This window comes from Microbacterium enclense (genome assembly GCA_038182865.1).
Classification (GTDB): domain Bacteria; phylum Actinomycetota; class Actinomycetes; order Actinomycetales; family Microbacteriaceae; genus Microbacterium; species Microbacterium enclense_B.
Genome location: CP116226.1, coordinates 1,229,237 through 1,252,159, shown reverse-complemented (window position 1 = coordinate 1,252,159; position 22,923 = coordinate 1,229,237). Strand labels below are relative to the sequence as shown.

The window sequence follows — 22,923 nt, the reverse complement described above, 5'->3', positions numbered from 1 at the left end:
CGGAGGTCACGGGCAGATTTGGTAGACGTAGTCCGCGTCGTCGGGCGTGGTGAGGTCGTGGTCCCGCAGGATCATCACGGGCGGGCGCTGGGGGTCTGCGCAGGCATCGACGAAACCGTCCTCGCCGAGTTCGTCGGTGTACTCGATGTCGAGCACCACGGGATACTCGTCGGTGTAGGCCGCGCACTCCTGGAACTCGTAGCAGGATTCGGTCACCGCGAAGTCGTACCCGAGGGCGCGAAGCGCGGACACCTGGTCGGCCGTGTTCTTCTGCGCGATCGCGAGCCCCGCGGCGTGGGCGCGCTGTGCGTAGGTCGCGGCGAGATCGAGATTGTTCTCGGCGGTGAGAGCGCCATCGGAGCGCGTGTACGAATCGAGATTGTCGATCTCGACGGCCGCGAACCCGTCGGCCGCGCATTCGTCGATCCACTCCCCCACCAGGTCGGCGAGCGCGGCACGTTTGCCAGGGGTCGAGGTGTCGAGGATGTACTCGTCGGGCCACCCCTCGTCGACGAGCGGACCGGAGCTTGTCTGCACGACCAGGTCGGGGTGGGCCGCGGCGAAGCCCTCGGACTCGCCAGGCTGGGTCTGAAAGCCGTTGACGTAACAGATGTCGTATCCCGCGCTGGAAGGCTCGACCGTCCGATCCCGCTCCACGACGGTCACACCGGACGGGGGCGGGTAGGGTCCGCCGAGCTGGTAGTCGAACCCGCCGGACGTGTCGGGCAGGCGCACGGACGCGCGCGCATCACCCGTCGACCCGTCAGCGACGGGGTCGCCGCTCGGGGACGAGCAGGCGGCCAAGAACAGAACCAGTCCCAGCACAGCGACGGCCCGCACCAGGGGCGGGCGGCCGGTCATGGCATCCCCTCTGTCCGTCGGCGCCGACGTCGCGGTGATCGGTCGCCCCCGTGTCACTGTGGACCAAACCGATGCAATGGGTCGAGATTCTCGCCGAGAATCGCGGTGATGCGCGAGAGGTGGGCGAGATCCTCCGGCGAGAGCGCGTCGATCACGAGCCGGCGCGCCGTGGCGATGTGTCGAGGCGTCGCGCGGATCAACTCCCGGCGACCCGCCGCGGTCAGGGTGGCCATGCTGACGCGGCGATCGGCGGACGAGATCGACTTCTCGACCAGCCCGCGCCCCTCCAACCGACGGCACACGTGCGACACCCGCGGGAGAGTGGCGTTGGTGGCCTCGGCGATCTCGCTCATGGATGCCGTCGACTCGGGCATCGCTCGAAGGTACGACATGACGGCGAACTCGTAATGCGTCATCGCGGAGTCGCGCAGCAACTGCGCATCGAGCTCGCTCGGCAGCAGGTTGCTCACGCGCAAGAGCCCGAGCCAGGCTTCGCCCTCTTCGGGGGTCATGCGCGGAACGGCGTAGGTCATGAGGTGCTCCGAACGTCGTGCGGAGGAGCGCGAGGCGGTTACCGCGTCTTCACGCTACCCCGAGGTCGAGGTGGTGCCCGGTGTGATCGCGCTTCGCCTGCAGATAGCGAGCGTTCGCCGCGGTCACGTGCACCCCGGTCGGCACGACGCCGTGGACGGTGATCCCGAGCGCCGTCAGCTGCGCGACCTTGTCGGGGTTGTTCGTCAGAAGCCGGATGCCACGGAGCCCGACCGCATCGAGCATCTGCGCGGCCGCCGTGTAGTCGCGTTCATCCTCCCCGCGTCCCAGGGCGGTGTTCGCCTCGTAGGTGTCGAGGCCCGCATCCTGCAGCGCGTAGGCGTCGAGCTTCGCGTAAAGCCCGATGCCACGACCTTCCTGCCGCAGGTACAGCAGCGCTCCGCCCTCGACCGACAGGCGCTCGACGGCTTCACGCAGCTGAGGGCCGCAGTCGCACCGTTCCGAACCGAACACGTCGCCCGTGAGGCACTCGCTGTGCATCCGGACGAGAGGCGCCTCCTGGCTTCTCGACGTCCCGTCGAAGGACAGCAGCAGGTGCTCGGCGCCGTCGGCGAGGTGACGGAAGGTCGACACACGCGCGTTCGCCTCGAAGCCGTCGGCGAAGCGCAGCGGGATCCGCACCTGGGTGCGGACCTCCGCGCGCGGCACGACAGAGATGGCCGCGTTCATGCCGCGCCCTCTTCCGGCGTGACGGTCAGCAAAGTTCCCCAGGGGTCGCGGAGCCGGACACTCCGGCCGTCGTCCTCGGCGAGGATGCCGCTGTGGCGGGCACGATCGGCGAGGGCGAGCACGTCGCCGCGCTCCGGCATCCGGAGACGTACGTCACCCAGGCCGAGCGACACCGCCCGGGGGCCCGCTCCGGCGCTGTGCCACGTGTTCATACCGATGTGGTGGTGATAGCCACCGGCGGAGATGAACAGCGCGGACCCGAGATCCATGACGACGTCGAAGCCCAGCGTGTCGACGTAGAAGCGGCGCGCGGTCGGGATGTCGCCGACCTGCAGATGCACATGACCGATCGTGGCCTCGCCCGTCCTCTCGCGCGACGGGTCGAAGTACTCGCGGAGGAAGGCGTTCGGGTCGATCGCCACGTTCTGCGGCATCCATCCGGCGGGCTTGTTCTGCCAGACCTCGACCGGCAGATCCCAGTAGAGCTCGATGCCATTTCCCTCCGGGTCATGGAAGTAGAAGGCGTTGCTGAACGTGTGATCCGTCGCGCCCTCGTACAGGTGCCCCGCCTGCCGGGCCATCGACATGACCGCCGCGGCGAGCGCCGTCCGATCGGGGAACGCGATGGCCGTGTGGTAGAGCCCGGCGTCGTGGCGGCGGAAGGGCGGCAGGTCGGGCGTGTGGGTGAGGGTCACGATCGGGATGCCGTCCCGCCCGAGGGTCGTGCGCGGGCCGGACTGGTCGAGCACGTCGAGAGTGACGGCGCGGCGGTAGAACTCCGTCTGCGCGTCGAGGTCTCCGACGAGGAGTTCGACGGTGTCCATGCGCGTGGCGTCGGCCGCGGCACCGGCGGTGTGGAGAGGAGACGGACGCCAGGTCAGCGTGGGAGCGGTCATCGGACTCTTCCTTCGTCCTGCGGAGCGGACGGTCCGCCCGCAGTTAGTTGACGCAACAACCAATCGGCCGATGTCATTCCTCGACCTCTCCTCGTCGTGTCGCTGTCGCCTCACGCGAGGTCACGCGCCCGTCCGGGGCCCCGCCGTAGCGCGCAGATTATGGACTCATCCGTCGTGATAACGTCGGCGCACTGCGTGTCCTATCAACCATGACGCTTCGCGACAGGGCGGGGACTGCGGCGATACCCATCGTCACATTTCCCACCGGAGGTCGTTTCATCATGTCCAGCGTCGTCGACAAATCCCAGGCCGGTCTCACCGCGCGTCAGTACCACATCGGCATTGCGCCCGGTGAGGTGTCATCCGTCGCCCTTCTCCCCGGAGATCCTTTCCGCGTTCCCTTCGTGGCCGAATTCCTGACCGACGTGAAAGAGGTCGCGCACAATCGCGAGCACCGCACGATGACCGGCTGGTACAAGGGCCGTCACATCACCGCCACCTCCACCGGAATGGGGTGCCCGTCGACCGCGATCGCCGTCGAGGAGCTCGCCCGCGTCGGCGTGACGAGCTTCATCCGCGTCGGCAGCTCCGCGGGCCTGCAGCCCGGTATCGCCCCGGGCGACCTGCTCGTGAGCGAGGGGAGCTTCCGCAACGACGGCACGACGGATGCCTACGTGCCCAAGGGGTTCCCGGCTGTTCCGGATGCCGCGCTCACCCTCGCCCTGACCCGCCACAGCACCCGTCTCGCCGAGGCGTCCGGCACCACCGCGCACGCGGGAATCAGCGTGAGCGACGACGCCTTCTACGCCGAGACCCCGGACTGGATCGACCAGCTGCACCGCATGGGCCTGCTGAACGTCGAGATGGAGGCATCCGCTCTGTTCGTCGTGGCGCGACTCCGCGGGCTCCGCGCCGGCATGGTGTGCGCGTGCTCGAGCAACCTCGTCGACGGCGCCTCCCTCTACGACGAAGCGAACACCGCCCTGAAGGACGGATGGATGCGCTCGATCGAAGCTGCGCTGGAGACAGCGGTCGAGCTCGAACTCTGAGGGGCCTTCCGCGACATCTCGATCAGATGCGGCTGCGGGCGGCGCTTCAGCTGCCCGCAGCCGTCTGCTCACGCGCGCTCAGCAGGGCATGCAGCTCCCCTGAGGCGGCGAGAAGCGCGACGCTGCGACGGCTGAGGTCGGCCAGCCGCTCATCGAGAAGCGTTTGCGCGTCCGCCGTCAGGCGGTGCTCACGAAGCTGCTCCAGCACGCGGGAGATGGGCGGGATGCGGTATCCGCCGCTTCGCAGGGCGGCGACGATGCGTGCTTCGGCGATGGCCCGAGCGTTGTAGCGACGGCTCTTGGTCTGGTTGATCCGGTCGGGAGTGACGAGCCCCTCGTGTTCCCAGTGCCGCAGTGCCGACGAGCGAACGCCGAGGGCTTCCGCGAGTTCGCTGATCGTCAGGGAATCGCGGTCGTCGAAGACGTCGGTGGTGTCGGCGAGGACGGCGTCGAGACCGCGGCGTGCTTCGCGAATCCGGTCTCGACTGCGGGCGAGGAGAGCGTGCAGGTCGTCGATCCTTTCCGCGGCGGTCTCGACGGTGTCGTGCAGGAGGGTGGGCATCATCTGTCGCGCCGGGACAGGCCCGATCGCTGCCGCGAGGGCGCGATAGGCGCGCAGCGCGAGGAGGTGGCGCTCGTGGTAGTGCCGGTACCCGTTGGCAGCGCGCTCCGCGACGGGGAGCACTCCGAGCCGTTCAAGGTCGCGCACCTGCTGCGTGGAGTAGCCCACCATCCGCGCCACGGCAGCGGTCGTCCACCCCGGCTCTTGAGACTTCTCCCGCGGCATTCCCACTCTCCTTACGCCGAAGTCCACATATACACGTGAGGGTGACGATTGAGCGATGCAGATGAAAGAGGTCGTCGAAGCCGTCAGCCGATTCGAGGGGGCACTCGTGGTCATACCGGGAGACGAGACCCTCGCGCTGTTGCCCAGTGCACATGGCGCAGCGCGCGCCCGCGCCTCTCGACGTTCCGGCCTGTCGTGATGGCCTCACCGCAGGCGCTGAGCGAGGCAGACCGGCGGGTGGTTGCCGCGTGGGCGGCTGACTGCGCCGAACGCGTGCTCGCGATCTTCGAGTCGGAATCGCCCAGCGATGCGCGGCCGCGCGACGCGATCGCCCGTGCACGAGCCTTCGCGCACGGGAAACTCGATGCGGCGGGTGAGATCCGTCGTCGTTTCGTCGCGGGACGCGCGGCACACGACGTCACGACCCCGCCGGCCATCGCGGCTGCGCGGGCAGCGGCGCAGGCCGCCGGCGTCGCCCACATGGGCGCCCATGCCCTGGGAGCCGCCGCGTACGCGGCGCGGGCTGTGGAACTGTCGCGACCCGGCCAGGCAGACGCCGTCCGCGGCGAGATCCGGTGGCAGCTCGAGCAGCTGACTCCGCGTGCCCGCACGGCGCTGCGGCGGCTGCCTCTCCTCGGTGAGGACACGAGCGGCCCGCTCGGACCGGGCCTCCTCGCGAGAGGCGCTCTCGCCGCGAACATTCGGGCAGTTCAGGCCGGTCTCGCGGGGGTCACTGGGGGTCACTAACATGCTGACCGTGAAACCTGCTCGGCAATGGATCGTGGTCGGTGCTCTCCTGTCAGCCGCGCTGCTCGCGGGATGTGCTCCCCTCGGGTCCGCGACACCCTCAGCTGCGCCAGCGACCGAGGCACCCGATCCAGGAAGTCTGTCCGAACCGTCACAACCCACCGAAGCCGGCGCCGTCCACGCCTTCCCCAAGATCACCAGCTGTGATCAAATCGCCGCGGCCGCGCCCGACTACGTTGCGGGAATGCCTCTCGATGAGGCGAACTCGTTCATCGAGCAAGACGCGATCTCCTGCGTCTGGAAGCCCGCCGAGGGAGATATCTCGGCGCTCACGGACATCCAGATCTTCTCGGTGAGCATCACGGCGGACACGTCGGACGTGCCCGACCCGGCGGCAATGGAGCAGTACGGGATCAAGGGCTACTTCACCGACCCGCGGCTAGACGCGCTCGGGGGCGTCGGACTGTGGCTCGGCACGGAGTCCGCCCCCGTCGACGGGGGCTCGGGAACGGTGATCGTCCCCGGCGTCCACGTCCAAATCGGAGGCGGGCACTGGGGCCAGGACACTCAGCTCGGGAAGGACAGCACGGTTACTCTCGCGCTGAAGCTGCTCGACATGTGAGACCGCAGCGGATCGCGTCGGCGTCGTTCACGCGCCGCAGTTGCAACCGCTACCCGCATACTCACACTGCGGTTGGCAGTTCCGCAAAGAGATGTCCAGGCTGCGCCGGTCGGGGGCCCTCCCCATGGTCGCGAGAACGGCCGATCGGAAAGCAGTTCGACGTCGACTTCCTGCTCCGTGTGGACCTTGGAATGACCACCGCCGCACATGCACCAGGCGAGCCGTCGAAATGGTGGACACCTACATCAGATGATTACATCCCCGGCGCCATATCCGCGAACCGCGAATAGTGGCCCTGGAACGCCACCGTGATCGTGTCGGTCGGCCCGTTACGGTGCTTCGCCACGATCAGGTCGGCCTCGCCCGCGCGGGGGCTGTCCTTTTCGTACGCGGCCTCGCGGTGCAGGAGCACGACCATGTCTGCATCCTGCTCGATCGAGCCCGACTCACGGAGGTCGGAGAGCGCGGGCTTCTTGTCGGCGCGCTGCTCGGCACCACGGTTCAACTGCGACAGGGCGATGACGGGAACCTGCAGCTCCTTGGCCATCAGCTTCAGCGCACGCGAGAACTCACTGACCTCCTGCTGACGCGACTCCACGCGCTTACCGCTGGTGAGCAGCTGCAGGTAGTCGATGACCACCATCTTCAGACCCTCACGCTGCTTCAGCCGACGGCACTTCGCACGGATCTCGACCAGCGTCATGTTGGGGCTGTCGTCGATGTAGAGGGGCGCGTCGTTGATGCGGCCACGGGTCGCGGCGACGGTCGTCCAGTCGCGCGAGTCGAGCGTTCCCTTGCGCATGCTCTGCAGGGGGATCTGGCCCTCGGCGCTGAGCAGGCGCATCGCGATCTCGCTGCGCCCCATTTCGAGCGAGAAGAAGATGCAGGGGGCGTTCGCCCGGATCGCGGCGGCGCGCGCGAAGTCGAGCGCGAGCGTCGATTTACCCATGGCGGGACGCGCGGCGAGCACGATCATCTGGCCCGGGTGCAGACCGTTGGTCAGCTGGTCGAGACCGGCGAAGCCGGTGGGGATACCCGTCATCGAGCCGTCGCGACCGCGAGCTGCTTCGATTTCATCGACGGCGGCATCCACCGCCACCGTCAGGGGGATGTAGTCCTCGGCGCTGTCGTCGCCCGAGACGTTGTAGATCTCGGCCTGGGCGCTGTTGACGAGCTCGGTCGGGTCGCCCTCACCCGCGTACCCCATCTGGACGATGCGGGTACCGGCCTCGACGAGGCGGCGCAGCAGCGCTCGCTCGGCGACGATCGACGCGTAGTAGCCGGCGTTCGCGGCCGTGGGGACGATCGAGGTGAGGGTGTGGAGGTAGTCCGCTCCCCCGGCGCGCTGCAGCTCGCCCGTCTTGATGAGCTCATCGGTGACGGCGACGACATCGGTCGGCTCACCGTGCGAGTAGAGCGTGAGGATGGCCTCGAAGATCAGCTCGTGCTTCGGCACGTAGAAATCGGGACCGCGGAGGGTTTCGATGACATCCGCCACCGCGTCTTTGGACAGGAGCATTCCACCCAGCGCGCTCTGCTCGGCCAGCATGTCGTGCGGCGGGGTGCGCTCCGGGCGCGGGGCTTTTCCGAGACGCTCTTCGGCGATGTCAGCGATCGACACAGGCTCTCCTTCTGTTCTCGGACGCACTCACCTCTCGCGGCTCGAGGTGGGGCGCGATGACGGCCTCGAGAGCATCGAACCAGGGGGTTCCGACATCGACGCGCGCGGGGGAAAGCGGGTGTGCCCGAGGGGCTGCACCCACGTTAAGGACGGCGCTCTCCCCGCGCAAATGACCCTGTGGATAACTCTGTGGAGAGATTGCGAGAAACGCCGTACAGGCTGTGCACAACTTCTGTGGACAACTCGGGGCAGAATGTGGAAAGTCTTCACGGGCGAGCATTCTGACCTGGGGTTTTTCTCTCCACAGGTCGTGGGGAGAAATCCGGGTTGAAGTGGGAGTTGAAGGTTGCACGACTTGACAAGAAGGTGTGCACAAGTCCGGGGATAACTCGGGCACGGCCTATCCACACGACGTCTCGGTGTCAAGTTCACGTGCGCGTGGGCGTGTCGAGCGGTCAGACTCCCGTCACCGTCTGTTCACGCGTCACACGCGTCTCACGAACATCGCTGGTGACGCCGCCACACGCAGATGCCGGGAGCCCCGCACGAGGGGGGCTCCCGGCATCCGGAGTCTCCTCAGCCGTCGTGACGCTCGCGGGTGTCGCTCGTCCAATTGGGGTCGTCGACGTCGGACCGCGGCCCGACGACGCGACGGGACAGCTGGTCGAGCACGCCGATCTCATCCTCCGTGAGCGCGATGGCGGTGGCACCCGCGTTCTCGTCGATACGCGACACACGCCTGGTGCCGGGAATGGGGACGACAGGCAGGCCGAACCGCTCGCCCGTCGCGTATAGCCACGCGAGGGCGATCTGCGCCGGGGTTGCGCCGTGCTCGGCTGCGATGGTCGCGAGCACCGTCACGATGGCCGTGTTCGAGGTGAACGCGTCGCCGCTGAAGCGGCTCAGGCCGGCGCGCCAGTCGCCGGCGAAGGCGGCGGGGTCCGACAACGCGCCGGTCAAGAAGCCTCGCCCCAGCGGCGAGTACGGAACGAAGCCGATTCCGAGCCGCGCCGACGTCGGGACGACGGAGCGTTCGACGTCGCGGCTCCACACCGACCACTCGCTCTGCACGGCCGCGATCGGGTGGACGCGATGCGCCGCCTCGATCTCGTCGGCCGTGACTTCCGACAAACCGAGGTGCCGGACCTTTCCCGCGGCGACCAGGTCGGCCATCGCACCGACGACCTCCTCGATCGGCACCGCCACCTCGCGCCGATGGAGGTAGTACACGTCGATGGTCTCGATGCCCAGTCGAGCGAGGCTCGCCTCGGCCGCTTCGCGCACATAGGCCGGGTCGTTCCGGGCGAACATCGTCTTCTCCGCGATGGAGCCGGTGATCCCGAACTTGGTCGCGATCGTCATCTCGTCTCGACGGCTCCTGGCCACCTCGCCGACGACTCTCTCGCTCTCGCCCCCGCCATAGATGTCGGCGGTGTCGATGAAGGTGACGCCCACGTCGAGGGCGTGGTTCAGCGCCGCGAGGTTCTCGGCGTGGGTACTCTCCCCGTAGACACCCGTCAGGGCCATCGCTCCGAATCCGAGGCGGCTGACGGTCAGACCATCGCCGAGGGGCGTCGTGGGCACACTCATGATTGCTCTCCATCTTTTGCGGTCGGGGGATTCACCGGTGCGGGTCGACCGTCGCAGTCCAGGCCGGCACTGATGAGGAATCGGTAATGCGCCGCCTTCTCTTCGAGCGACGCGAGGTGCTGATCGAGTTCGGCTCGACGTCGGAGGATGCGATCGCGATGCCGCTCCAGAATCTCCAGCCGTTCCTCGTGGGTATCGGCGCCACCGCTCACGAGACGCGAGAACGCGCGCATCTCGTCCGTCGGCATCCCGCTGTCGCGCAACCTCGCCAGCATCTCCACGAGCGCGGCATCCCGACGTGTGTAGCGTCTTCTGCGGTCAGCGCCGCGACTCACCGCGGGCAGAAGGCCCTCTCGTTCGTACCACCGCAGGGTGTCTTGGCTCAGTCCGCTCAGTCGAGCGACTTCGGCAATCCCGAGGCGTGCATCGGGGTCGTCCAGTACCTCGAAGGCGGGCTGCGTGCTCATGACGCAACGGTAAGTCCTGGAGTTCACTCCAACGCAAGAGCCTCCGTACCGCGGCCGTGGAGCCGCGAACCCTCAGCTCGCGTCGACCCGGCGCGCGTGGCGCTCGACGAGATCGAGAGCGAGCTCGCGAACCCGCTCGCGCGCGGCACCCGGAGCCAGAATCTCGATGTGGTCGCCGAACTGGAGCAGCTGACGGACCGCTTCGATCTCGGGATACCCGAGCGTGACGGTGCACCACCCATCGGCGAGAGGCTCCACCGATGTGATGCGGGCACCGAGGATGCGGCGAGCGAGATCCAGCCGACTCGCTCGCAGCCGCGCCGTCACGATGATGTCCCCCGGTGAGTCGGTACGCTGCCGCAACGCGGCCCAGACCGTTCGGAGGGTCTCGCTGTCACGCAGGATGGCGGGGGCGTCGAGCATCTCGTAGCCCGAGAGTCGTTCGAGGGAGAACAGCCGCCCCTCCCCGTCGGAATCGGCGACGAGGTACCAGCGCCCCGCCTTGGCGACCAGACCGTAGGGGTCGACCATGCGCGCCGAGGCAGTGGCATCCGCGCTTCTCCGATACTCGATGCGCAAGCGACGACGACTGCGGAGTGCCCAGGCCAGCTCCGCGACGTCGACCTCCGCCCGAGCACCCGACAGCCACGGGGTGCTGTCGACGAGGATGACGTCGCTCAAGCGCGCGTCATCGGGGGCTCCCGCTGTCGTGGCCTCGCGGGCGGCGATCTTGCGCGCGGCCGCGTGGCGAGCAGCGGTCAGTCCGAGCCGGTCGAGGAGCGCCTCGTCGAGCCCCGCGACGGACAGCGCCTCCAACTCGCCCGGATCCAGGTGCGAGGCATTCAGTCGCGCGCCGGCCACGAGCACGATGCCCCCGGCGCGACCCCGCTCAGCGTAGACCGGCACTCCCGCGGCGGAAAGCGCCTCGACGTCGCGCAGGATCGTGCGCCGGGAGACCTCGAGCCGCTCCGCCAGCTCCGTCGTCGTCACGCGCTGGCGGGTCTGCAGCAAGAGCAGCAGGTGCAGCAGCCGGGATGCCTTCACGGAACAAGTCTGATCGAAAACATGACAGGTTCTGTCGCCATTCGGTGATCGGCTGGATCCGTCCTGTCATTGACCACCGAAGGAGCAGCCCATGTCCGCACCGAACCTCTTCCTCATCTACGTTCAGGATGCCGAGGCGGCGACCGCCTTCTACCGCGACCTCTTCGAGATCGAACCGACCTTCACCAGCCCGCCCTACGTCGCCTTCGAGGTCGCCCCCGGCGTGCTCTTCGCCGTATGGACGGGACGCGCCGAGCACGCCGTCCCCGCCACCCCTCGCACCAGCGAGCTCGGACTGATGGTGCCCGGCGCAGCGTCGGCCGTCGACGACCTCTTCGCGCGCTGGACGGCGAAGGGCGTGCACGTCGTCGAGGAGCCCCACGACGATGTCTTCGGACGCACGTTCGTCGTGGCCGACCCCGACGGGAACCTCATTCGGGTTTCGCCGATCGACTGATCGCGGGACGCTTCCCATCGCTAAGCCATGTGGCTTACAGTAAGCGGCATGGCTGAGGATCTGAGTGAGGTCACCTTCGGGACCTATTACGTCCGAGCGGATGCCGCGGACGAGTTCGAACGCGTCATCCCCGAGAGTTGGGCGGCACTTCATCGACTGGGATTCATCGCCCCCGAGACGCCGCACCTGTTCCGCTCGGTTGCGGAGCCGCTGCGCTACATCGAGCTCGCTCGCTGGCGTCCGGGGGTGATGGGGCCCGCGCACGAGCACCCCGACCTCATCCCGATCTGGACACGGCTCGCGGCCCTGGTCGAGCCGCACACGCCGGCGACCGTGGATCGCGGCCTGGTGTTCGACGAGTTCGTCCCGGTGACGGTGCATGCCGGCGCCTGAGCCGATCCCGGGGCTGGCGGATCTGGATCGCCTCGACGCGGTCTTCGCCGCGCTGTCACACCGAACGCGTCGCGCCATACTGGTGACGCTGCGGGCAAACGGGGGGTCGCAGACGTCGGGGAGGATCGCGGGCCGGATGGACCACAGTTGGCAGACGACGAGCCGGCACCTTCGTCAGCTCGAGGAGGCCGGCCTCATCACCGTGGGGCTTCACGGGCGCGAGCGCGTTTACACGCTCAATGACTCGTTCATGCTCGACGAGCTCGACCGCTGGAGCGAACGGTTCCGATCCTGATCGGCACGCGAGCGGGATGCCGCCGCCAGCCCCTCAGTCCGCGAGGCGCCAGTCCGCGAAGCTGAACCCCGGGGAGACGACACAGCTCACGACGACCTCCTCGTCAGCCGCGAGGCGAGCCGCCTGCCAGATGCCCGCGGGCACCGTGTACTGGAGTTTCTCCCCCGCCGCGAGGTCCGGACCCAGCACCACCGTGTGATCGAGCTCGGGCGCCTCCCCGTTCCCCCCGAGAGACAGCACGAGCTTGCCCGGCCCGTGCCACAGCCAGACCTCGTCGCTCGTCACGACGTGCCATGCGCTCTCCTCCCCCGGCGTCAGCAGGTAGTGGATGCACGTGGCGGCGGGACGCTCCCCTGTCGGCGTCTCGACCGCATAACCGCCCGTCCACATGCGACGGAACCACCCGCCCTCGGCGTGCGGCTCGAGGTCGAGGAGAACAGCGGTGGCGGGGCGGTCATCGGTCATGCGGGGCGCTCCGGTCTGCAGAGGGTCGTCGATTCGGTCAGCCTAGGGCGCGGACGATCGACCAGAGAAACGCAGTCCCCTGCCGCGGCACGTCGCGCCCCGAGCCCCCGACTCGGCCGTCCGCCCCGGAACGCGAAAAAGGCCCCGCCCTGCCGAAGCAGGAGCGGGGCCTTTTCGTGCGTCGCGAATTACTTCGCGGCGACCACCTGGAGGGTGATCACAGCGGTGACGTCGTCACGCAGGCGAACGGTCGCCTCGTGCTCGCCGACCGACTTGATCGAAGAGGTGATCTGGATCTTGCGCTTGTCGAGGTCGCCGAGACCGGCAGCCTTGACGGCGTCGGCCACGTCGGCGGTCTTGACCGAACCGAACAGGCGACCCTCGTTGCCGGCCTTGACGGCGAGCTTGACGGTGTTCGACTCGAGCGTGCTCTTCAGGGCCACGGCCTCTTCGTGGTCGTGGATCGCGCGGGACTCGCGAGCGGCGCGGATCGACGCGACCTGCTTCTCGCCACCACGGCTCCAGGCCACGGCGAAGCCCTGCGGGATGAGGTAGTTGCGGGCGTACCCGTTCTTGACCTCGACAACGTCACCGGCGCTACCGAGCCCGGTGACCTCATTCGTGAGAATCAGCTTTGCCATCGGGTGCTCCTTAGCGGCCGGCGCCGGCGTAGGGCAGGAGAGCCATCTCGCGCGCGTTCTTGATGGCGCGGGCGATCAGGCGCTGCTCCTGCACGGAGACACCGGTGATACGACGGGCGCGGATCTTCCCGCGCTCCGAGATGAACTTGCGGAGGGTTGCGACGTCCTTGTAGTCGATGACGCCGACGCGGATCGCCTTCGCGGGGGCAGCGTTCTTTGCGCCCTTCCGCGGCTTGCGGCGGTCGCCAGTGGCCTTTCCAGCCATGCTTCCTTCTTTCGTGTGGTTCGGATGCCGAGCCGGTCACGCGGACCGGGGTGTGGCATCCGGAATTTCGGGGGTCGTCGCGCCGAGAGGCGCAGCGAAGATCAGAACGGGGTGTCGTCTCCGTAGGAACCAGGAGTGCTCCACGCGTCGGCGCCGCTGTTGCCGCCGTTCGAACCGGGCGTCGACCACGGCTCGTCGTTGGACTGCTGCACCTGCGGGCGCTGACCGCCGCCGCCACCGCCACCGCCGGAAGCGGCACGGGTGACCTGGGCGGTCGCGTAGCGGAGCGAGGGGCCGATCTCATCGACTTCGAGTTCGATGGAGGTGCGGTTGTTGCCCTCGCGGTCCTGGTACGAACGCTGCTTGAGGCGGCCGGTCGCGATGACACGGCTGCCCTTCGTCAGCGAACCGGCGACGTGCTCGGCGAATTCGCGCCACACCGAGGCACGCAGGAACAGCGCCTCGCCGTCTTTCCACTCGTTCGCCTGACGGTCGAACGTGCGGGGAGTCGACGCGATGGTGAAGTTCGCGACCGGGAGACCGTTCTGCGTGTAGCGCAGCTCGGGGTCGGCCGTGAGGTTGCCCACAACGGTGATGACGGTTTCGCCGGCCATCGTCGTTACTTCGCAGCCTTCTCGGCGGACTCGACCTTGCGGGGAGCGGCAGCCTTGCGGGCGGCCTTCTCCTCGGAGCGCTTGGCCTCGGCGGCGACCTGGGCGATCGCTTCTTCGGCGCGCAGGACCTTGGTGCGCATGATCTGCTCGTTCAGCTTCAGCTGACGGTCGAGCTCGTTCGTGGCCTCGCTGGTCGCGACGAAGTTGACGACGGCGTAGATGCCCTCGTTCTTCTTGCGGATCTCGTAGGCGAGACGACGGCGGCCCCAGATGTCGACCTTGTCGATGGTTCCTCCATCGGCCGTGATGACCTTGAGGAAACCGTCGAGCTTCGGAGCGACCTGGCGCTCGTCGACCTCGGGATCGAAGATGACCATGAGTTCGTACTGGTGCGTCACTAACCCACCTCCTTCGGACTAGAACGGCTGACGGGCATTTCCCGGCAGCAGGAGGGTGTGGTGCACGTTGCCTCGGGCTTATACGCGCATGGGCGTCGCCAGACAACCTTCATAGTCTAACGGATGCCACCTCGCTCGGCGGAATCGTCATCGGTAACGTGGAGAACAGCGCGATCGCGAGCCAGACCGTGGGGGGACGGATGCCGGGAATTCGACCGTTCGATGCACGAGCGCTGCTGGATCCGGTCGATCCGGCGGCGGCGAAGGCGTTCACCGCCCGCCTGCGGAACGAGGGGGCGATCCGCGACGGGAACAACGTCGTGGGGATCGTCGTCCTGGTCTTCCTCGGGGTCTTCGTCCTGGGGTTCGCGGGGGTGGCCCTGAGCGTGCTCGTCGTGTTCGCGTCGGTGCTCAAAGAGGGCGCGATCCTGCTCGGCATCCTGTTCCTTCTGCCGATCGGACTGTGCGTCGCCGGGATCGGCGCGGCGTTCTTCCTGGGTCTGCGCGGCAACCGCCGGCAGATGGAGCGGCGCTGGCGCCTCGCGCACTTCTCGCAGGCCGTGGGCATGGAGTACGTGCCCGCGATCAGCGACCCGCCGCTGCCCGGTTCGATCTTCCACCTCGGCTCCGGACGCATGGCCACCGACGTGCTGCGCGGACGCCAGCCGCGCTTCGTCGAGGTCGGCAACCACCAGTACACGGTCAGCAACGGCAAGAACCAGACCACTGTGCGGTGGGGGTACATCGCGATCAAGCTCAACGTGCCGCTGCCGCACATCGTGCTCGACGCCTCGGGCAACGGCATCACCCTCGGCACGTTCCAGCGCGACCAGCACCTGAGCCTCGAGGGCGATTTCGACCGGTACTTCCGGCTGTACTGCCCGCAGGGATATGAGCGCGATGCGCTGTACCTGTTCACCCCCGACGTGATGGCGCGCTTCATCGACAACGCCGCCGTGTTCGACGTCGAGATCGTCGACGACTGGCTGTTCCTCTACTCGTCCGACGAGATGTCGACCATCGACCCCGGCCGCTGGGCCTGGACGTTCTCCTTGATCGCGGCCCTGCTCGACAAGCTCGACCAGTGGGAGAGGTGGCGCGATGACCGGCTGCTGCCGACGGCGGTCGACGCCGGAGTGCCCTGGGTGTCGGCCCCGGCGGGCGCTGTAACCGCCGGATCCGGGATGCCGGGGGCCGTGGCATCCGCTCCCGCCCCGGTCGCGCCCGTGGCGCTGTCGGCACCTCCCGGTGTCGCTCCTCCGGGACGACGCCTGCGCCGAGGGGTGCCCTGGGTGGCACTCGCGATCATCGGGGGCGTGCTCGCCCTCGGCGTCGTGGGGGTGGGCGGGATGATCCTGCTCCCGTTGTTCATGATGCGCTGACGCCGCGACCCGGCGACCGCGGCTCGGTAACCTGGGCGGCGCACGACGAGACCCGCTGAGGAAGGTGAGCCCGTGGCATCCGAGACTCTCCCCTTCGACCCGACGCCCCTGACCGCGCCGGTGGACCGCGCCGAGGTGCGCGCGTTCACCGCCGAATTGCGGCGGAGAGGTGCACTGCGGACGCGGTGGGTCTCGGGAGCCGTGCTGGCGATCATCGGGGGAGGCCTGGTGCTCTTCACAGTCCCGGCGGTGATCGTGACGGCCTCCACGATCACGTCCGGCAGGAACACGGTCAGCCCCGTGTCGGTCTTCGTCGTGCTGTTCTTCGTCACCGTGCTCGCGCTGATCGTCGTGGCGGTGGTGCGCGCTTTCCGTGGACGCGCAGAGAAGCGCTTTCGGCTCGACCGCTTCGCCCGCGCCAACGGACTCGAATGGCGAGGCGACGTCGACAACCCGCTCCACCCCGGAATGATCTTCACGCAGGGACACACCCGCGAGGCGAGCGATGTGGTGAGCGGATACCGCCCGCGGTTCATCGAGGTCGCGAACTACTCGTACCGCACCGGAGGCGGCAAGCACGAGACCACGCACAAGTGGGCGTACGTCGCGATCCGCCTCGACACCCCGCTCCCCCACATCGTTCTGGATGCCGTGGGCAACAACGGCCTGTTCGGGGGGTCGAACCTGCCGATCACCTTCACCCGCGGCCAGCGCCTCGGCCTGGAGGGCGACTTCGACACGCACTTCGCGCTGTACTGCCCCGAGGGGTATGAGCGCGACGCGCTGTACCTGTTCACCCCCGATGTCATGGCGCGCTTCGTCGACAACGCGGCCGCCCTCGACGTCGAGATCGTCGACGACTGGCTGTTTCTCTACGCGCGACGCGACCTCTCCACCCTCGACCCCCGAACGTGGGAGTGGCTGTTCACGACGGTCGCGGCCATCGAGGAGAAGGTGGATCAGTGGGCGCGGTGGCGCGACGAGCGGCTGTCATCGTCGGCCGCGGCCGTGGGCGCGACAGCTCCCCTGCTCACGCCGCCGCCCGTGGGCGTGGCCCCTCCGGGCCGGCGCCTCAAGCGAGGGGTGTCGTGGGTGACGGTCGCGATCGGCGTCTTCGTCGTCGGGTACTGGGTGCTGTCGATCGTGTCGGACATCTTCGGGCGCTGACCCGCGGGGTACCCGTGCCGGTACCGTGGCGCTCGGTTGAGTGTCCACAACACCCGGGGGGCCGCGAGAAACGTCCGGGTGTTGTGGACACTCGATGCGATCGCGGGGTGCCGCACCGCCCGGACCAGCGGTCCCGGGCAACGCCGCGGGCCCCAGACCTCAACGCCGCGACGGGACCTCGGGCTCGCCCAGCGACAGCATGAGGCGGTTCGCCCAGCTGAAGAACGCCGCCCCGTTCACCGCGTCGACGATCGCGGCGTCGTCGAGACCCGCGTCGCGCAGCCGCGTGACGTGAGACGCGGTCAGAGCCGGGGGAGTCGCGGCCAGAGCAGCGGATGCCGCCGCCACGGCGTTCCACTGCTCGTCCCCGAGCTCGGCCTCAACGCCCTCATCGAGCAGGCGCTGCACGTCATCGCGGCGCCCCGACTCGCGCGTCGCGAACGCCGCGTGCACGGAGGCGCAGAATACGCAGCCGTTCAGCCTCGAGGCCGTGGCGGCCGACAGCTCGCGCGCAGCGCGGGGGAGGCCGCCGTCGGGGTTGGTGAAGATGTCGAGGTCGGTGAGGGTCCGTGCCTCGAGGGCATCGGGGTCGCGAGCGAGCAGCCGGAAGTACGGCATCGCCGCGCGCGCCGGCTCGATCAGCGCCTCGAGCTGCCGGGGAGTGAGAGCCTCCCGCTCGACGGGCGCGAGCCACGGCACCCAGCCCAGCCCTTCCTGTGTGAAGGCGTCGGGACGACGGATGCCGTCGTGCTCGGTCACCCACTCCGTCTCGGCCGCGGTGGTGTGCGGAGTACCCGGGGCCTCCGCGTCAGGAGCCGCCCACGGCTCGGTGCCGCGACCCGACACCACCCGGAGCCCCGCGACCGCGCGCAGCTGGAACGCGAGGAACGACACGAGTTGCGACAGCGAGACGATCTGGTCGGCGTTCCATCCCGCGGCGACGAGCCGGCGCAGCGCGTCGGCCGAACTCTCGCGCGGACGGAAGACGAGAAGGTGCGTGTGCTCCAGCGCGGCCGTGAGGCGCTCACCGAGGGCGGGGGCGACGGCATCCGGAACACCGTATGCCTCGGTCGGAATGCTTTCGTCAGCAAGGCCGGGTTCGCGGTACACGCCGACGGGACCCGCCGAACGCCCTGCCGAAGCGGCCGTCAACACCGCTGCCCGCACCGCGTCGTCTTCGTCGGCGAGGAGGTCGCCGTAGAACTGCACGGCCGCGTCGTCGTCATGGAGCGCGGCGACGAAGGTGGCGACCGCGTACCGCTCCGCGAGCGTGAAGCCCCGGTCATCGGTCGGCTCGAGGAGGGCGGCGAAGCTGCGCTGGGCGTTGTCGCGCGCCTGCGTGCGGCGGTGGCGCACGGCATCCAGGGGTCCGTCGGCGGAGAGTCCGGCGAGCAGGTCGATCACGTCGGTCATGCGAGTACTCCTGTGGTCTGAGCGGTGGGGTTCTGCAGCTCTGCGGCGGCCTCGGGGCCGGTGCGCAGACCGAGTCGGGGAGCGACTTCCGTCGCGAGCAGCTCGATCGAGCGCAGCGTGATCTCGTGCGCGGGATCGACCGAGTGCACCTGGAACGCGACGTCGGTCGCGCGACCGAGGGTGAGGTCGGCGGAGAGCGAGGCGACGACCTCGTCGACTGTGCCGAGGTGGGTGTCGGTGAGCCGGGCAAGCTCGCGCAGGTCGCCCGTGGCCTCCTGCTTGAGGAAGGTGCGCGCGAGCCGGCGAAGGCCCGCGTCCGCCGATCGCCAGGCGGTCTCGAGGTCGCCGGCGTCGACGACGACCGCCGTCCGCGACGCGAGGATCCTCGGCTCGACGCCCGCCGGCAGGGCCTCGAGGTACGCGTCGATGATCGGCAGCTGCACGTCGTGCAACGTCTGACCGGGCTCCTTCGGCTGCGTGCGCGAGAGGAGCAACCCGTCACCGTCGAGACCGGCTCGTCGACCGCCCTCGACCGAGAAGGTCGCCTGCCACAGGCGCACCGCGAGGTCGGGCGCGGGCGGGTTGAGGACCGAGGACGTGCCCCGGATGCCACGCCCGCCGAAGGCATCGCGCAGCACCTCCACGTGCTCGGCCTGGATCGCGCGGCGCTCGTCGGAGGAGCGCTGGAAGGCGGCGAACGACGAGGGCGTGCCCCCGGTGCCGATGCCGAGCTGCACACGGCCGCCGCTCAGGGCGTTCACGACAGCGGCGTCTTCGGCGACCCGCACGGGGTCGTCGATGGGGAGGGTGACGATCCCGGTGCCGAGCGCGATGCGCTCGGTCTGCACCGCGGCGGCGGCGAGGAACGGGAACGGCGACGGCAGACCGCCCTCGTCACGGTCGAAGTGGTGCTGAGCGATCCAGAGCGAGGCGAAGCCGTGCTGTTCCGCGGCACGGACCTGCGCGAGGGCTCGACGGTATCGCTCGCCATCGGTCCCGGCATCCAGCAGCCGCGTGAAGAATCCCAGTCGTGCGCCGCTCATCGCGTCGTCTCCGTTTCCGCCTCGTGGGCCGTCTCATCGTTGTATGCCGTTCCCGGAATGGCCGCGAGCAGCTGTCGGGTGTCGTCGGTACGCGGATCGCTGAACACGCGCGCGACGGGTCCGGTCTCGACCTGACGCCCGCGCCGCAGCACCGACACGGTATCCGCGATCTGGCGCACCACGGCGAGATCGTGGGAGATGAACAGGTACGTCAGACCCAGTTCTTCCTGCAGGCGCGCGAGCAGCCGCAGGATCTGCGCCTGCACGGTCACATCGAGGGCCGACACCGCCTCATCCAGCACGACCACCCGCGGATCCAGCACGAGCGCGCGGGCGATCGCCACGCGCTGGCGTTGCCCGCCCGACAGCTCCGCCGGGTAACGCGAGGCGAGCGCGGGGTCGAGGGCGACCTGCTCGAGCTGATGCTGGACGCGCTCGGAGCGCGCGGAGGCGTTCCCGAGCCCGAAGTTGCGCAGGGGCTCCTCGATCGCCCGCCCGACGCGCTGACGCGGATCGAGGGATGCCAGGGGGTTCTGGTACACGAGCTGCACGGTGCGCCGGTAGTCACGCAGGCCCCGGCCCGACAACGCCGTGACATCGATCCCATCGACCCGGACGGTACCCGCGGTGGGGCGCTGGAATCCGGCGACAGCCCGGCCCGTGGTGGTCTTGCCCGACCCCGACTCTCCGACGAGCGCGTGGGTCGTTCCCGCCGCGACCGTGAACGACACGTCGTCGACCGCGACGAAAGGCTCGGCCCCGCGGCGCGCGAACTCCCGACGCAGACCCTCCACCTCGATGAGGGGGCGGGCGGTCGTGGCATCCGGGATCCGTCGTTCGACCACGCTCGACAGCGACGGCGCGTCGGCGAGCAGTGTGCGCGTGTACTCCGCGGTGGGGTGAGCGAGCACCTCGGACGCACGGCCGGTCTCCTGCACGGTGCCGCCGCGCAGCACGACCACGTTGTCGGCCCGGTCGGCCGCCACCGCGAGGTCGTGCGTGATGAGGAGCACGCCGGTGCCGCTCTCACGTCGCAGGCTGTCGATGAGGTCGAGCACGGTCTTCTGCACCGTGACGTCGAGAGCGCTCGTCGGCTCATCGGCGACGATGAGGGCGGGTTCGAGCGCGATCGCCGAGGCGATGAGCACGCGCTGCTTCATCCCGCCCGACAGCTCGTGCGGGAACTGGCGCGCGCGGGTCGCGGGGTCGTCGATGCCGACGCGCTCGAGCAGCTCGAGCACGCGCCGGCGGATCTTCGCGTGATCGCGGTCGCCGTGCACGCGGAAGGTCTCGGCGATGCTCGCCCCCACCGTCCGGACGGGATTGAGCGAGCCGGTCGGATCCTGGGGGACGAGCCCGATGCGCGCGCCACGCAGGGCGCGAAGGCGCCGCTCGGGGAGTCCGAGCAGCTCGAGCTCACCGAGACGGATGCTTCCGGATGCCACCCGCGCCGCGTTCGGCAACAGCCCCAGCACGGCCTGGCCGAGGGTCGACTTGCCCGACCCCGACTCCCCGACGAGCGCAGTGACGCGACCGGGACCCACCGCGAGCGAGACGTCGCTGACGGCGGTGTGACGACCCCGGTCGGTGACGTAGTCGACGCTGAGCCCCTGGATGTCGAGCAGTGACTCGGTCACGGGGTTCCTCCTCGGCGGATGGCGCCGCTCAACCGGTTGGCCGAGAGCACGACGAGAGCGATCACGATGCCGGGAAGCGTCGTGAGCCACCAGGCGGTGGCGATGTAGTTGCGCCCCTCCGACACGAGCAGTCCCCACTCGGGCGTGGGCGGGGGAGCGCCGTAGCCGAGGAAGCCGAGGGTTGCGATCTGCAGCACCGCCGAGCCGAACTGGAGCGCGGCGAGGGCGAGCACCGCGGTGAGGGAGTTGGGCAGGATGTGTCGCCACAGCACCGTCCAGAACGTGCCGCCGCTGCCGTACGCCGCTTCGACGAAGTCGCTCACGCGCACGCTCACCACCTGGGAGCGTGCGAGACGCGCGAAGGCCGCGATCGAGGTGACACCCACGGCGAGCGCCGCGTTGGCGGTGCCGAAGCCGAGCAGGATGATGATGCTGAGCGACAGCAGCAGCCCGGGGATCGCCAGGAGCACGTCGACGCCGCGCATGAGGACGTCGTCGACCGGCCCGGGTCGCGAACCCGCGATGACGCCGACCGCGGTGCCCGCGACGAAGCCCACACCGACCGCGATCACCGCGCCGAGGAGCGACTGCGACGCCCCGTGCACCACACGCGTGTAGAGGTCTCGGCCCGTGGCATCCGTTCCGAACCAGTGCGCGGCGCTCGGCGGCTGCAGGGCTTGCGAGCCGATCCCGGCGGTCGGGTCGCCCGGCGCGAACAGCCCCGGCACGATCGCCCACGCGATCGCGATCGCGAGCACGAGCAGAGAGAGCAGGATGCCGACAGCCGGACGCCGTCGCCGCCGTTCGGCGCGCGCGGGGACGAGGGGATCCGTCAGCAGGGCAGCAGCGGTACCGGTCATCGGCGGGCTCCTCGCAGGCGCGGGTCGAGTACCGGGTAGGCGAGGTCGACCAGAAGATTGATGACGACGAAGGCGAGCGCCGAGAACACGACGACCGCCAACAGCACGGGGGCGTCACGGGCGGCGACCGCCTGGGCGGTGAGCTGGCCGACGCCGGCGCGTCCGAAGACGCTCTCGGTCACGACCGCCCCGCCGACGAGCTCGCCGAAGATGAGCCCCGCCATCGTCAGGGCGGGCAGCACCGCGTTGCGGGCGACGTTGCGCCAGAGCAGCCACGACGTCGACGCACCGCGTGCGCGGACCACGGCGATGAAGGGCTGCGCCCGCACCTCGTCGATGCTGCGGATGAGCACCTGAGCCAGCGGGGCCGACAGCGGGATCGCGAGGGTCGCGACCGGGAGGATGAGCGCCTGTACCGGGCTGGCGTTGATCACAGGGATGAGCCCCAAGCGGAACGAGAACACCTGGATCAGCACGATGCCCACGAAGAACACGGGGATCGAGACGAACAGCGGCGGCAGCGACTGGAAGCCGCGCCGGATGAACCGGGGACCGAAGGTCGCGGCGACGGCGATCCCGATCGCCAGCAGGATCGAGACGCCGAGACCCCACGCCGCGAGGACGAGGGAGGAGGGCAGGGCGGTGGCGAGCAGTGTCGAGACCGCGGCGCCCGACTGGACCGAGTACCCGAAGTCGCCGCGGATGAACGCGAACACCGACTCCAGATAGCGCTGCCACAGCGGCCGGTCGAAACCGTAGGCCTCGCGGATGGCCGCGAGCTGGTCGGGCGACAGGCCGAGCTCGGGGCTGGCGAATCGGGCGACGACGGCGTCGCCCGGCAGCGCCGCCAGCAGCACGTACGCCACGGTGTACGCCAGCAACAACACCAAAACCGCCTGTCCCAGGCGGCGCAGCACGTAGATCATGGGGGTCCTTCGCGGGGAGTGGGGCCGGCCTTGCGACCGGCCCTTCGCGGGAGGGGCCGACC

Annotated in this window: 27 protein-coding genes; 8 read left to right on the top strand and 19 right to left on the bottom strand. The window is 69.2% G+C overall.

What is annotated here, in order from left to right; genetic code table 11:
- Positions 1–6: 6 nt before the first annotated feature.
- Genes PIR02_05885 through PIR02_05870 form a run of 4 tightly spaced genes read right to left on the bottom strand, consistent with a single transcriptional unit; the run spans position 7 to position 2,978 of the window.
- The gene (locus PIR02_05885; protein ID WZH38196.1) at positions 7–861 is read right to left on the bottom strand and encodes an endo alpha-1,4 polygalactosaminidase; all 855 of its coding nucleotides are present in this window, start codon (positions 859–861) and stop codon (positions 7–9) included.
- A 53-nt stretch (positions 862–914) separates the two neighbouring features.
- Positions 915–1,394, bottom strand: coding sequence for a MarR family winged helix-turn-helix transcriptional regulator (locus PIR02_05880; protein WZH38195.1), 480 nt, complete (start codon positions 1,392–1,394; stop codon positions 915–917).
- Between the two features lie 49 nt (positions 1,395–1,443).
- The gene (locus PIR02_05875; GenBank protein ID WZH38194.1) at positions 1,444–2,082 is read right to left on the bottom strand and encodes a GTP cyclohydrolase II; all 639 of its coding nucleotides are present in this window, start codon (positions 2,080–2,082) and stop codon (positions 1,444–1,446) included.
- Positions 2,079–2,978: a VOC family protein gene (locus PIR02_05870; GenBank protein ID WZH38193.1), complete on the bottom strand. Its 900-nt coding sequence runs from the start codon at positions 2,976–2,978 to the stop codon at positions 2,079–2,081. The genes PIR02_05875 and PIR02_05870 overlap by 4 nt, the downstream gene beginning before the upstream one ends.
- A gap of 281 nt (positions 2,979–3,259) precedes the next feature.
- Here PIR02_05870 and PIR02_05865 point away from each other — a divergent pair, with 281 nt between their 5' ends.
- Entirely contained in the window at positions 3,260–4,027 is a 768-nt protein-coding gene (locus tag PIR02_05865) for a nucleoside phosphorylase (GenBank protein WZH38192.1), read from the top strand.
- A 46-nt stretch (positions 4,028–4,073) separates the two neighbouring features.
- Here PIR02_05865 and PIR02_05860 read toward each other — a convergent pair whose 3' ends face one another.
- Positions 4,074–4,814, bottom strand: coding sequence for a MerR family transcriptional regulator (locus PIR02_05860; GenBank protein WZH38191.1), 741 nt, complete (start codon positions 4,812–4,814; stop codon positions 4,074–4,076).
- A 198-nt stretch (positions 4,815–5,012) separates the two neighbouring features.
- Between PIR02_05860 and PIR02_05855 the strand changes: the two genes are divergently transcribed.
- The gene (locus PIR02_05855; protein ID WZH38190.1) at positions 5,013–5,561 is read left to right on the top strand and encodes a hypothetical protein; all 549 of its coding nucleotides are present in this window, start codon (positions 5,013–5,015) and stop codon (positions 5,559–5,561) included.
- Between the two features lie 244 nt (positions 5,562–5,805).
- On the top strand, positions 5,806–6,183 hold the full coding sequence (locus PIR02_05850; GenBank protein WZH38189.1) for a hypothetical protein: 378 nt from the start codon (positions 5,806–5,808) through the stop codon (positions 6,181–6,183).
- A 253-nt stretch (positions 6,184–6,436) separates the two neighbouring features.
- Here PIR02_05850 and dnaB read toward each other — a convergent pair whose 3' ends face one another.
- From dnaB to PIR02_05830, 4 genes are all read right to left on the bottom strand, one after another.
- Positions 6,437–7,804 (bottom strand): replicative DNA helicase, encoded by a 1,368-nt coding sequence (gene dnaB, locus PIR02_05845; protein ID WZH38188.1) that lies wholly within the window; start codon positions 7,802–7,804, stop codon positions 6,437–6,439.
- A 576-nt stretch (positions 7,805–8,380) separates the two neighbouring features.
- A complete protein-coding gene (locus PIR02_05840) occupies positions 8,381–9,394 on the bottom strand; it encodes an aldo/keto reductase (protein WZH38187.1) in 1,014 nt (337 codons plus the stop codon).
- Positions 9,391–9,861, bottom strand: a complete 471-nt coding sequence (locus PIR02_05835) for a MerR family transcriptional regulator (GenBank protein ID WZH38186.1) — start codon at positions 9,859–9,861, stop codon at positions 9,391–9,393. The genes PIR02_05840 and PIR02_05835 overlap by 4 nt, the downstream gene beginning before the upstream one ends.
- 72 nt (positions 9,862–9,933) lie before the next feature.
- Positions 9,934–10,905 carry a WYL domain-containing protein gene (locus PIR02_05830; GenBank protein ID WZH38185.1) on the bottom strand — a complete coding sequence of 324 codons (972 nt, stop codon included), beginning with the start codon at positions 10,903–10,905 and terminating at the stop codon, positions 9,934–9,936.
- 91 nt (positions 10,906–10,996) lie between these two features.
- On the opposite strand from PIR02_05830, the gene PIR02_05825 reads away from it, so the two are divergent.
- Genes PIR02_05825 through PIR02_05815 form a run of 3 tightly spaced genes read left to right on the top strand, consistent with a single transcriptional unit; the run spans position 10,997 to position 12,050 of the window.
- Positions 10,997–11,362, top strand: coding sequence for a VOC family protein (locus PIR02_05825; protein ID WZH38184.1), 366 nt, complete (start codon positions 10,997–10,999; stop codon positions 11,360–11,362).
- A 48-nt stretch (positions 11,363–11,410) separates the two neighbouring features.
- Complete coding sequence (locus tag PIR02_05820; protein ID WZH38183.1) at positions 11,411–11,755, top strand: hypothetical protein; 345 nt, start codon at positions 11,411–11,413, stop codon at positions 11,753–11,755.
- Complete coding sequence (locus tag PIR02_05815) at positions 11,742–12,050, top strand: metalloregulator ArsR/SmtB family transcription factor (protein ID WZH38182.1); 309 nt, start codon at positions 11,742–11,744, stop codon at positions 12,048–12,050. The genes PIR02_05820 and PIR02_05815 overlap by 14 nt, the downstream gene beginning before the upstream one ends.
- Before the next feature lie 33 nt (positions 12,051–12,083).
- Here PIR02_05815 and PIR02_05810 read toward each other — a convergent pair whose 3' ends face one another.
- From PIR02_05810 to rpsF, 5 genes are all read right to left on the bottom strand, one after another.
- Positions 12,084–12,515 (bottom strand): cupin domain-containing protein, encoded by a 432-nt coding sequence (locus PIR02_05810; protein WZH38181.1) that lies wholly within the window; start codon positions 12,513–12,515, stop codon positions 12,084–12,086.
- A gap of 188 nt (positions 12,516–12,703) precedes the next feature.
- Positions 12,704–13,156, bottom strand: coding sequence for a 50S ribosomal protein L9 (gene rplI / locus PIR02_05805; protein WZH38180.1), 453 nt, complete (start codon positions 13,154–13,156; stop codon positions 12,704–12,706).
- A gap of 10 nt (positions 13,157–13,166) precedes the next feature.
- A complete protein-coding gene (gene rpsR / locus PIR02_05800; GenBank protein WZH38179.1) occupies positions 13,167–13,421 on the bottom strand; it encodes a 30S ribosomal protein S18 in 255 nt (84 codons plus the stop codon).
- A gap of 101 nt (positions 13,422–13,522) precedes the next feature.
- Positions 13,523–14,035: a single-stranded DNA-binding protein gene (locus PIR02_05795; protein ID WZH38178.1), complete on the bottom strand. Its 513-nt coding sequence runs from the start codon at positions 14,033–14,035 to the stop codon at positions 13,523–13,525.
- 5 nt (positions 14,036–14,040) lie between these two features.
- A complete protein-coding gene (gene rpsF, locus PIR02_05790) occupies positions 14,041–14,433 on the bottom strand; it encodes a 30S ribosomal protein S6 (GenBank protein WZH38177.1) in 393 nt (130 codons plus the stop codon).
- Between the two features lie 158 nt (positions 14,434–14,591).
- Between rpsF and PIR02_05785 the strand changes: the two genes are divergently transcribed.
- Together PIR02_05785 and PIR02_05780 are read left to right on the top strand one after the other, a co-directional pair.
- Positions 14,592–15,815: a hypothetical protein gene (locus PIR02_05785; GenBank protein ID WZH38176.1), complete on the top strand. Its 1,224-nt coding sequence runs from the start codon at positions 14,592–14,594 to the stop codon at positions 15,813–15,815.
- 72 nt (positions 15,816–15,887) lie between these two features.
- Positions 15,888–16,982 (top strand): hypothetical protein, encoded by a 1,095-nt coding sequence (locus PIR02_05780; GenBank protein ID WZH38175.1) that lies wholly within the window; start codon positions 15,888–15,890, stop codon positions 16,980–16,982.
- Positions 16,983–17,141: 159 nt separating this feature from the next.
- Here the strand turns inward: PIR02_05780 and PIR02_05775 are convergent, their stop codons facing one another.
- Genes PIR02_05775 through PIR02_05755 form a run of 5 tightly spaced genes read right to left on the bottom strand, consistent with a single transcriptional unit; the run spans position 17,142 to position 22,861 of the window.
- On the bottom strand, positions 17,142–18,395 hold the full coding sequence (locus PIR02_05775; protein WZH38174.1) for an alkylhydroperoxidase domain protein: 1,254 nt from the start codon (positions 18,393–18,395) through the stop codon (positions 17,142–17,144).
- Entirely contained in the window at positions 18,392–19,438 is a 1,047-nt protein-coding gene (locus PIR02_05770; protein WZH38173.1) for a putative FMN-dependent luciferase-like monooxygenase, read from the bottom strand. Before PIR02_05770 ends, PIR02_05775 begins: the two co-directional genes overlap by 4 nt.
- Positions 19,435–21,075, bottom strand: coding sequence for an ABC transporter ATP-binding protein (locus tag PIR02_05765; protein ID WZH38172.1), 1,641 nt, complete (start codon positions 21,073–21,075; stop codon positions 19,435–19,437). The genes PIR02_05770 and PIR02_05765 overlap by 4 nt, the downstream gene beginning before the upstream one ends.
- The gene (locus PIR02_05760; GenBank protein WZH38171.1) at positions 21,072–21,935 is read right to left on the bottom strand and encodes an ABC transporter permease; all 864 of its coding nucleotides are present in this window, start codon (positions 21,933–21,935) and stop codon (positions 21,072–21,074) included. Before PIR02_05760 ends, PIR02_05765 begins: the two co-directional genes overlap by 4 nt.
- On the bottom strand, positions 21,932–22,861 hold the full coding sequence (locus PIR02_05755) for an ABC transporter permease (GenBank protein WZH38170.1): 930 nt from the start codon (positions 22,859–22,861) through the stop codon (positions 21,932–21,934). Before PIR02_05755 ends, PIR02_05760 begins: the two co-directional genes overlap by 4 nt.
- Positions 22,862–22,923: the final 62 nt, after the last annotated feature.

Excerpts from the sequence above, each read along its gene's own strand:
- PIR02_05885 (WZH38196.1), bottom strand. The coding sequence starts at position 861 with ATGACCGGCCGCCCGCCCCTGGTGCGGGCCGTCGCTGTGCTGGGACTG.
- PIR02_05880 (WZH38195.1), bottom strand. The coding sequence starts at position 1,394 with ATGACCTACGCCGTTCCGCGCATGACCCCCGAAGAGGGCGAAGCCTGG.
- PIR02_05875 (WZH38194.1), bottom strand. The coding sequence starts at position 2,082 with ATGAACGCGGCCATCTCTGTCGTGCCGCGCGCGGAGGTCCGCACCCAG.
- PIR02_05870 (WZH38193.1), bottom strand. The coding sequence starts at position 2,978 with ATGACCGCTCCCACGCTGACCTGGCGTCCGTCTCCTCTCCACACCGCC.
- PIR02_05865 (WZH38192.1), top strand. The coding sequence starts at position 3,260 with ATGTCCAGCGTCGTCGACAAATCCCAGGCCGGTCTCACCGCGCGTCAG.
- PIR02_05860 (WZH38191.1), bottom strand. The coding sequence starts at position 4,814 with ATGCCGCGGGAGAAGTCTCAAGAGCCGGGGTGGACGACCGCTGCCGTG.
- PIR02_05855 (WZH38190.1), top strand. The coding sequence starts at position 5,013 with ATGGCCTCACCGCAGGCGCTGAGCGAGGCAGACCGGCGGGTGGTTGCC.
- PIR02_05850 (WZH38189.1), top strand. The coding sequence starts at position 5,806 with ATGCCTCTCGATGAGGCGAACTCGTTCATCGAGCAAGACGCGATCTCC.
- PIR02_05840 (WZH38187.1), bottom strand. The coding sequence starts at position 9,394 with ATGAGTGTGCCCACGACGCCCCTCGGCGATGGTCTGACCGTCAGCCGC.
- PIR02_05835 (WZH38186.1), bottom strand. The coding sequence starts at position 9,861 with ATGAGCACGCAGCCCGCCTTCGAGGTACTGGACGACCCCGATGCACGC.
- PIR02_05825 (WZH38184.1), top strand. The coding sequence starts at position 10,997 with ATGTCCGCACCGAACCTCTTCCTCATCTACGTTCAGGATGCCGAGGCG.
- PIR02_05820 (WZH38183.1), top strand. The coding sequence starts at position 11,411 with ATGGCTGAGGATCTGAGTGAGGTCACCTTCGGGACCTATTACGTCCGA.
- PIR02_05815 (WZH38182.1), top strand. The coding sequence starts at position 11,742 with ATGCCGGCGCCTGAGCCGATCCCGGGGCTGGCGGATCTGGATCGCCTC.
- PIR02_05810 (WZH38181.1), bottom strand. The coding sequence starts at position 12,515 with ATGACCGATGACCGCCCCGCCACCGCTGTTCTCCTCGACCTCGAGCCG.
- rplI (WZH38180.1), bottom strand. The coding sequence starts at position 13,156 with ATGGCAAAGCTGATTCTCACGAATGAGGTCACCGGGCTCGGTAGCGCC.
- rpsR (WZH38179.1), bottom strand. The coding sequence starts at position 13,421 with ATGGCTGGAAAGGCCACTGGCGACCGCCGCAAGCCGCGGAAGGGCGCA.
- PIR02_05795 (WZH38178.1), bottom strand. The coding sequence starts at position 14,035 with ATGGCCGGCGAAACCGTCATCACCGTTGTGGGCAACCTCACGGCCGAC.
- PIR02_05775 (WZH38174.1), bottom strand. The coding sequence starts at position 18,395 with ATGACCGACGTGATCGACCTGCTCGCCGGACTCTCCGCCGACGGACCC.
- PIR02_05770 (WZH38173.1), bottom strand. The coding sequence starts at position 19,438 with ATGAGCGGCGCACGACTGGGATTCTTCACGCGGCTGCTGGATGCCGGG.
- PIR02_05760 (WZH38171.1), bottom strand. The coding sequence starts at position 21,935 with ATGACCGGTACCGCTGCTGCCCTGCTGACGGATCCCCTCGTCCCCGCG.
- PIR02_05755 (WZH38170.1), bottom strand. The coding sequence starts at position 22,861 with ATGATCTACGTGCTGCGCCGCCTGGGACAGGCGGTTTTGGTGTTGTTG.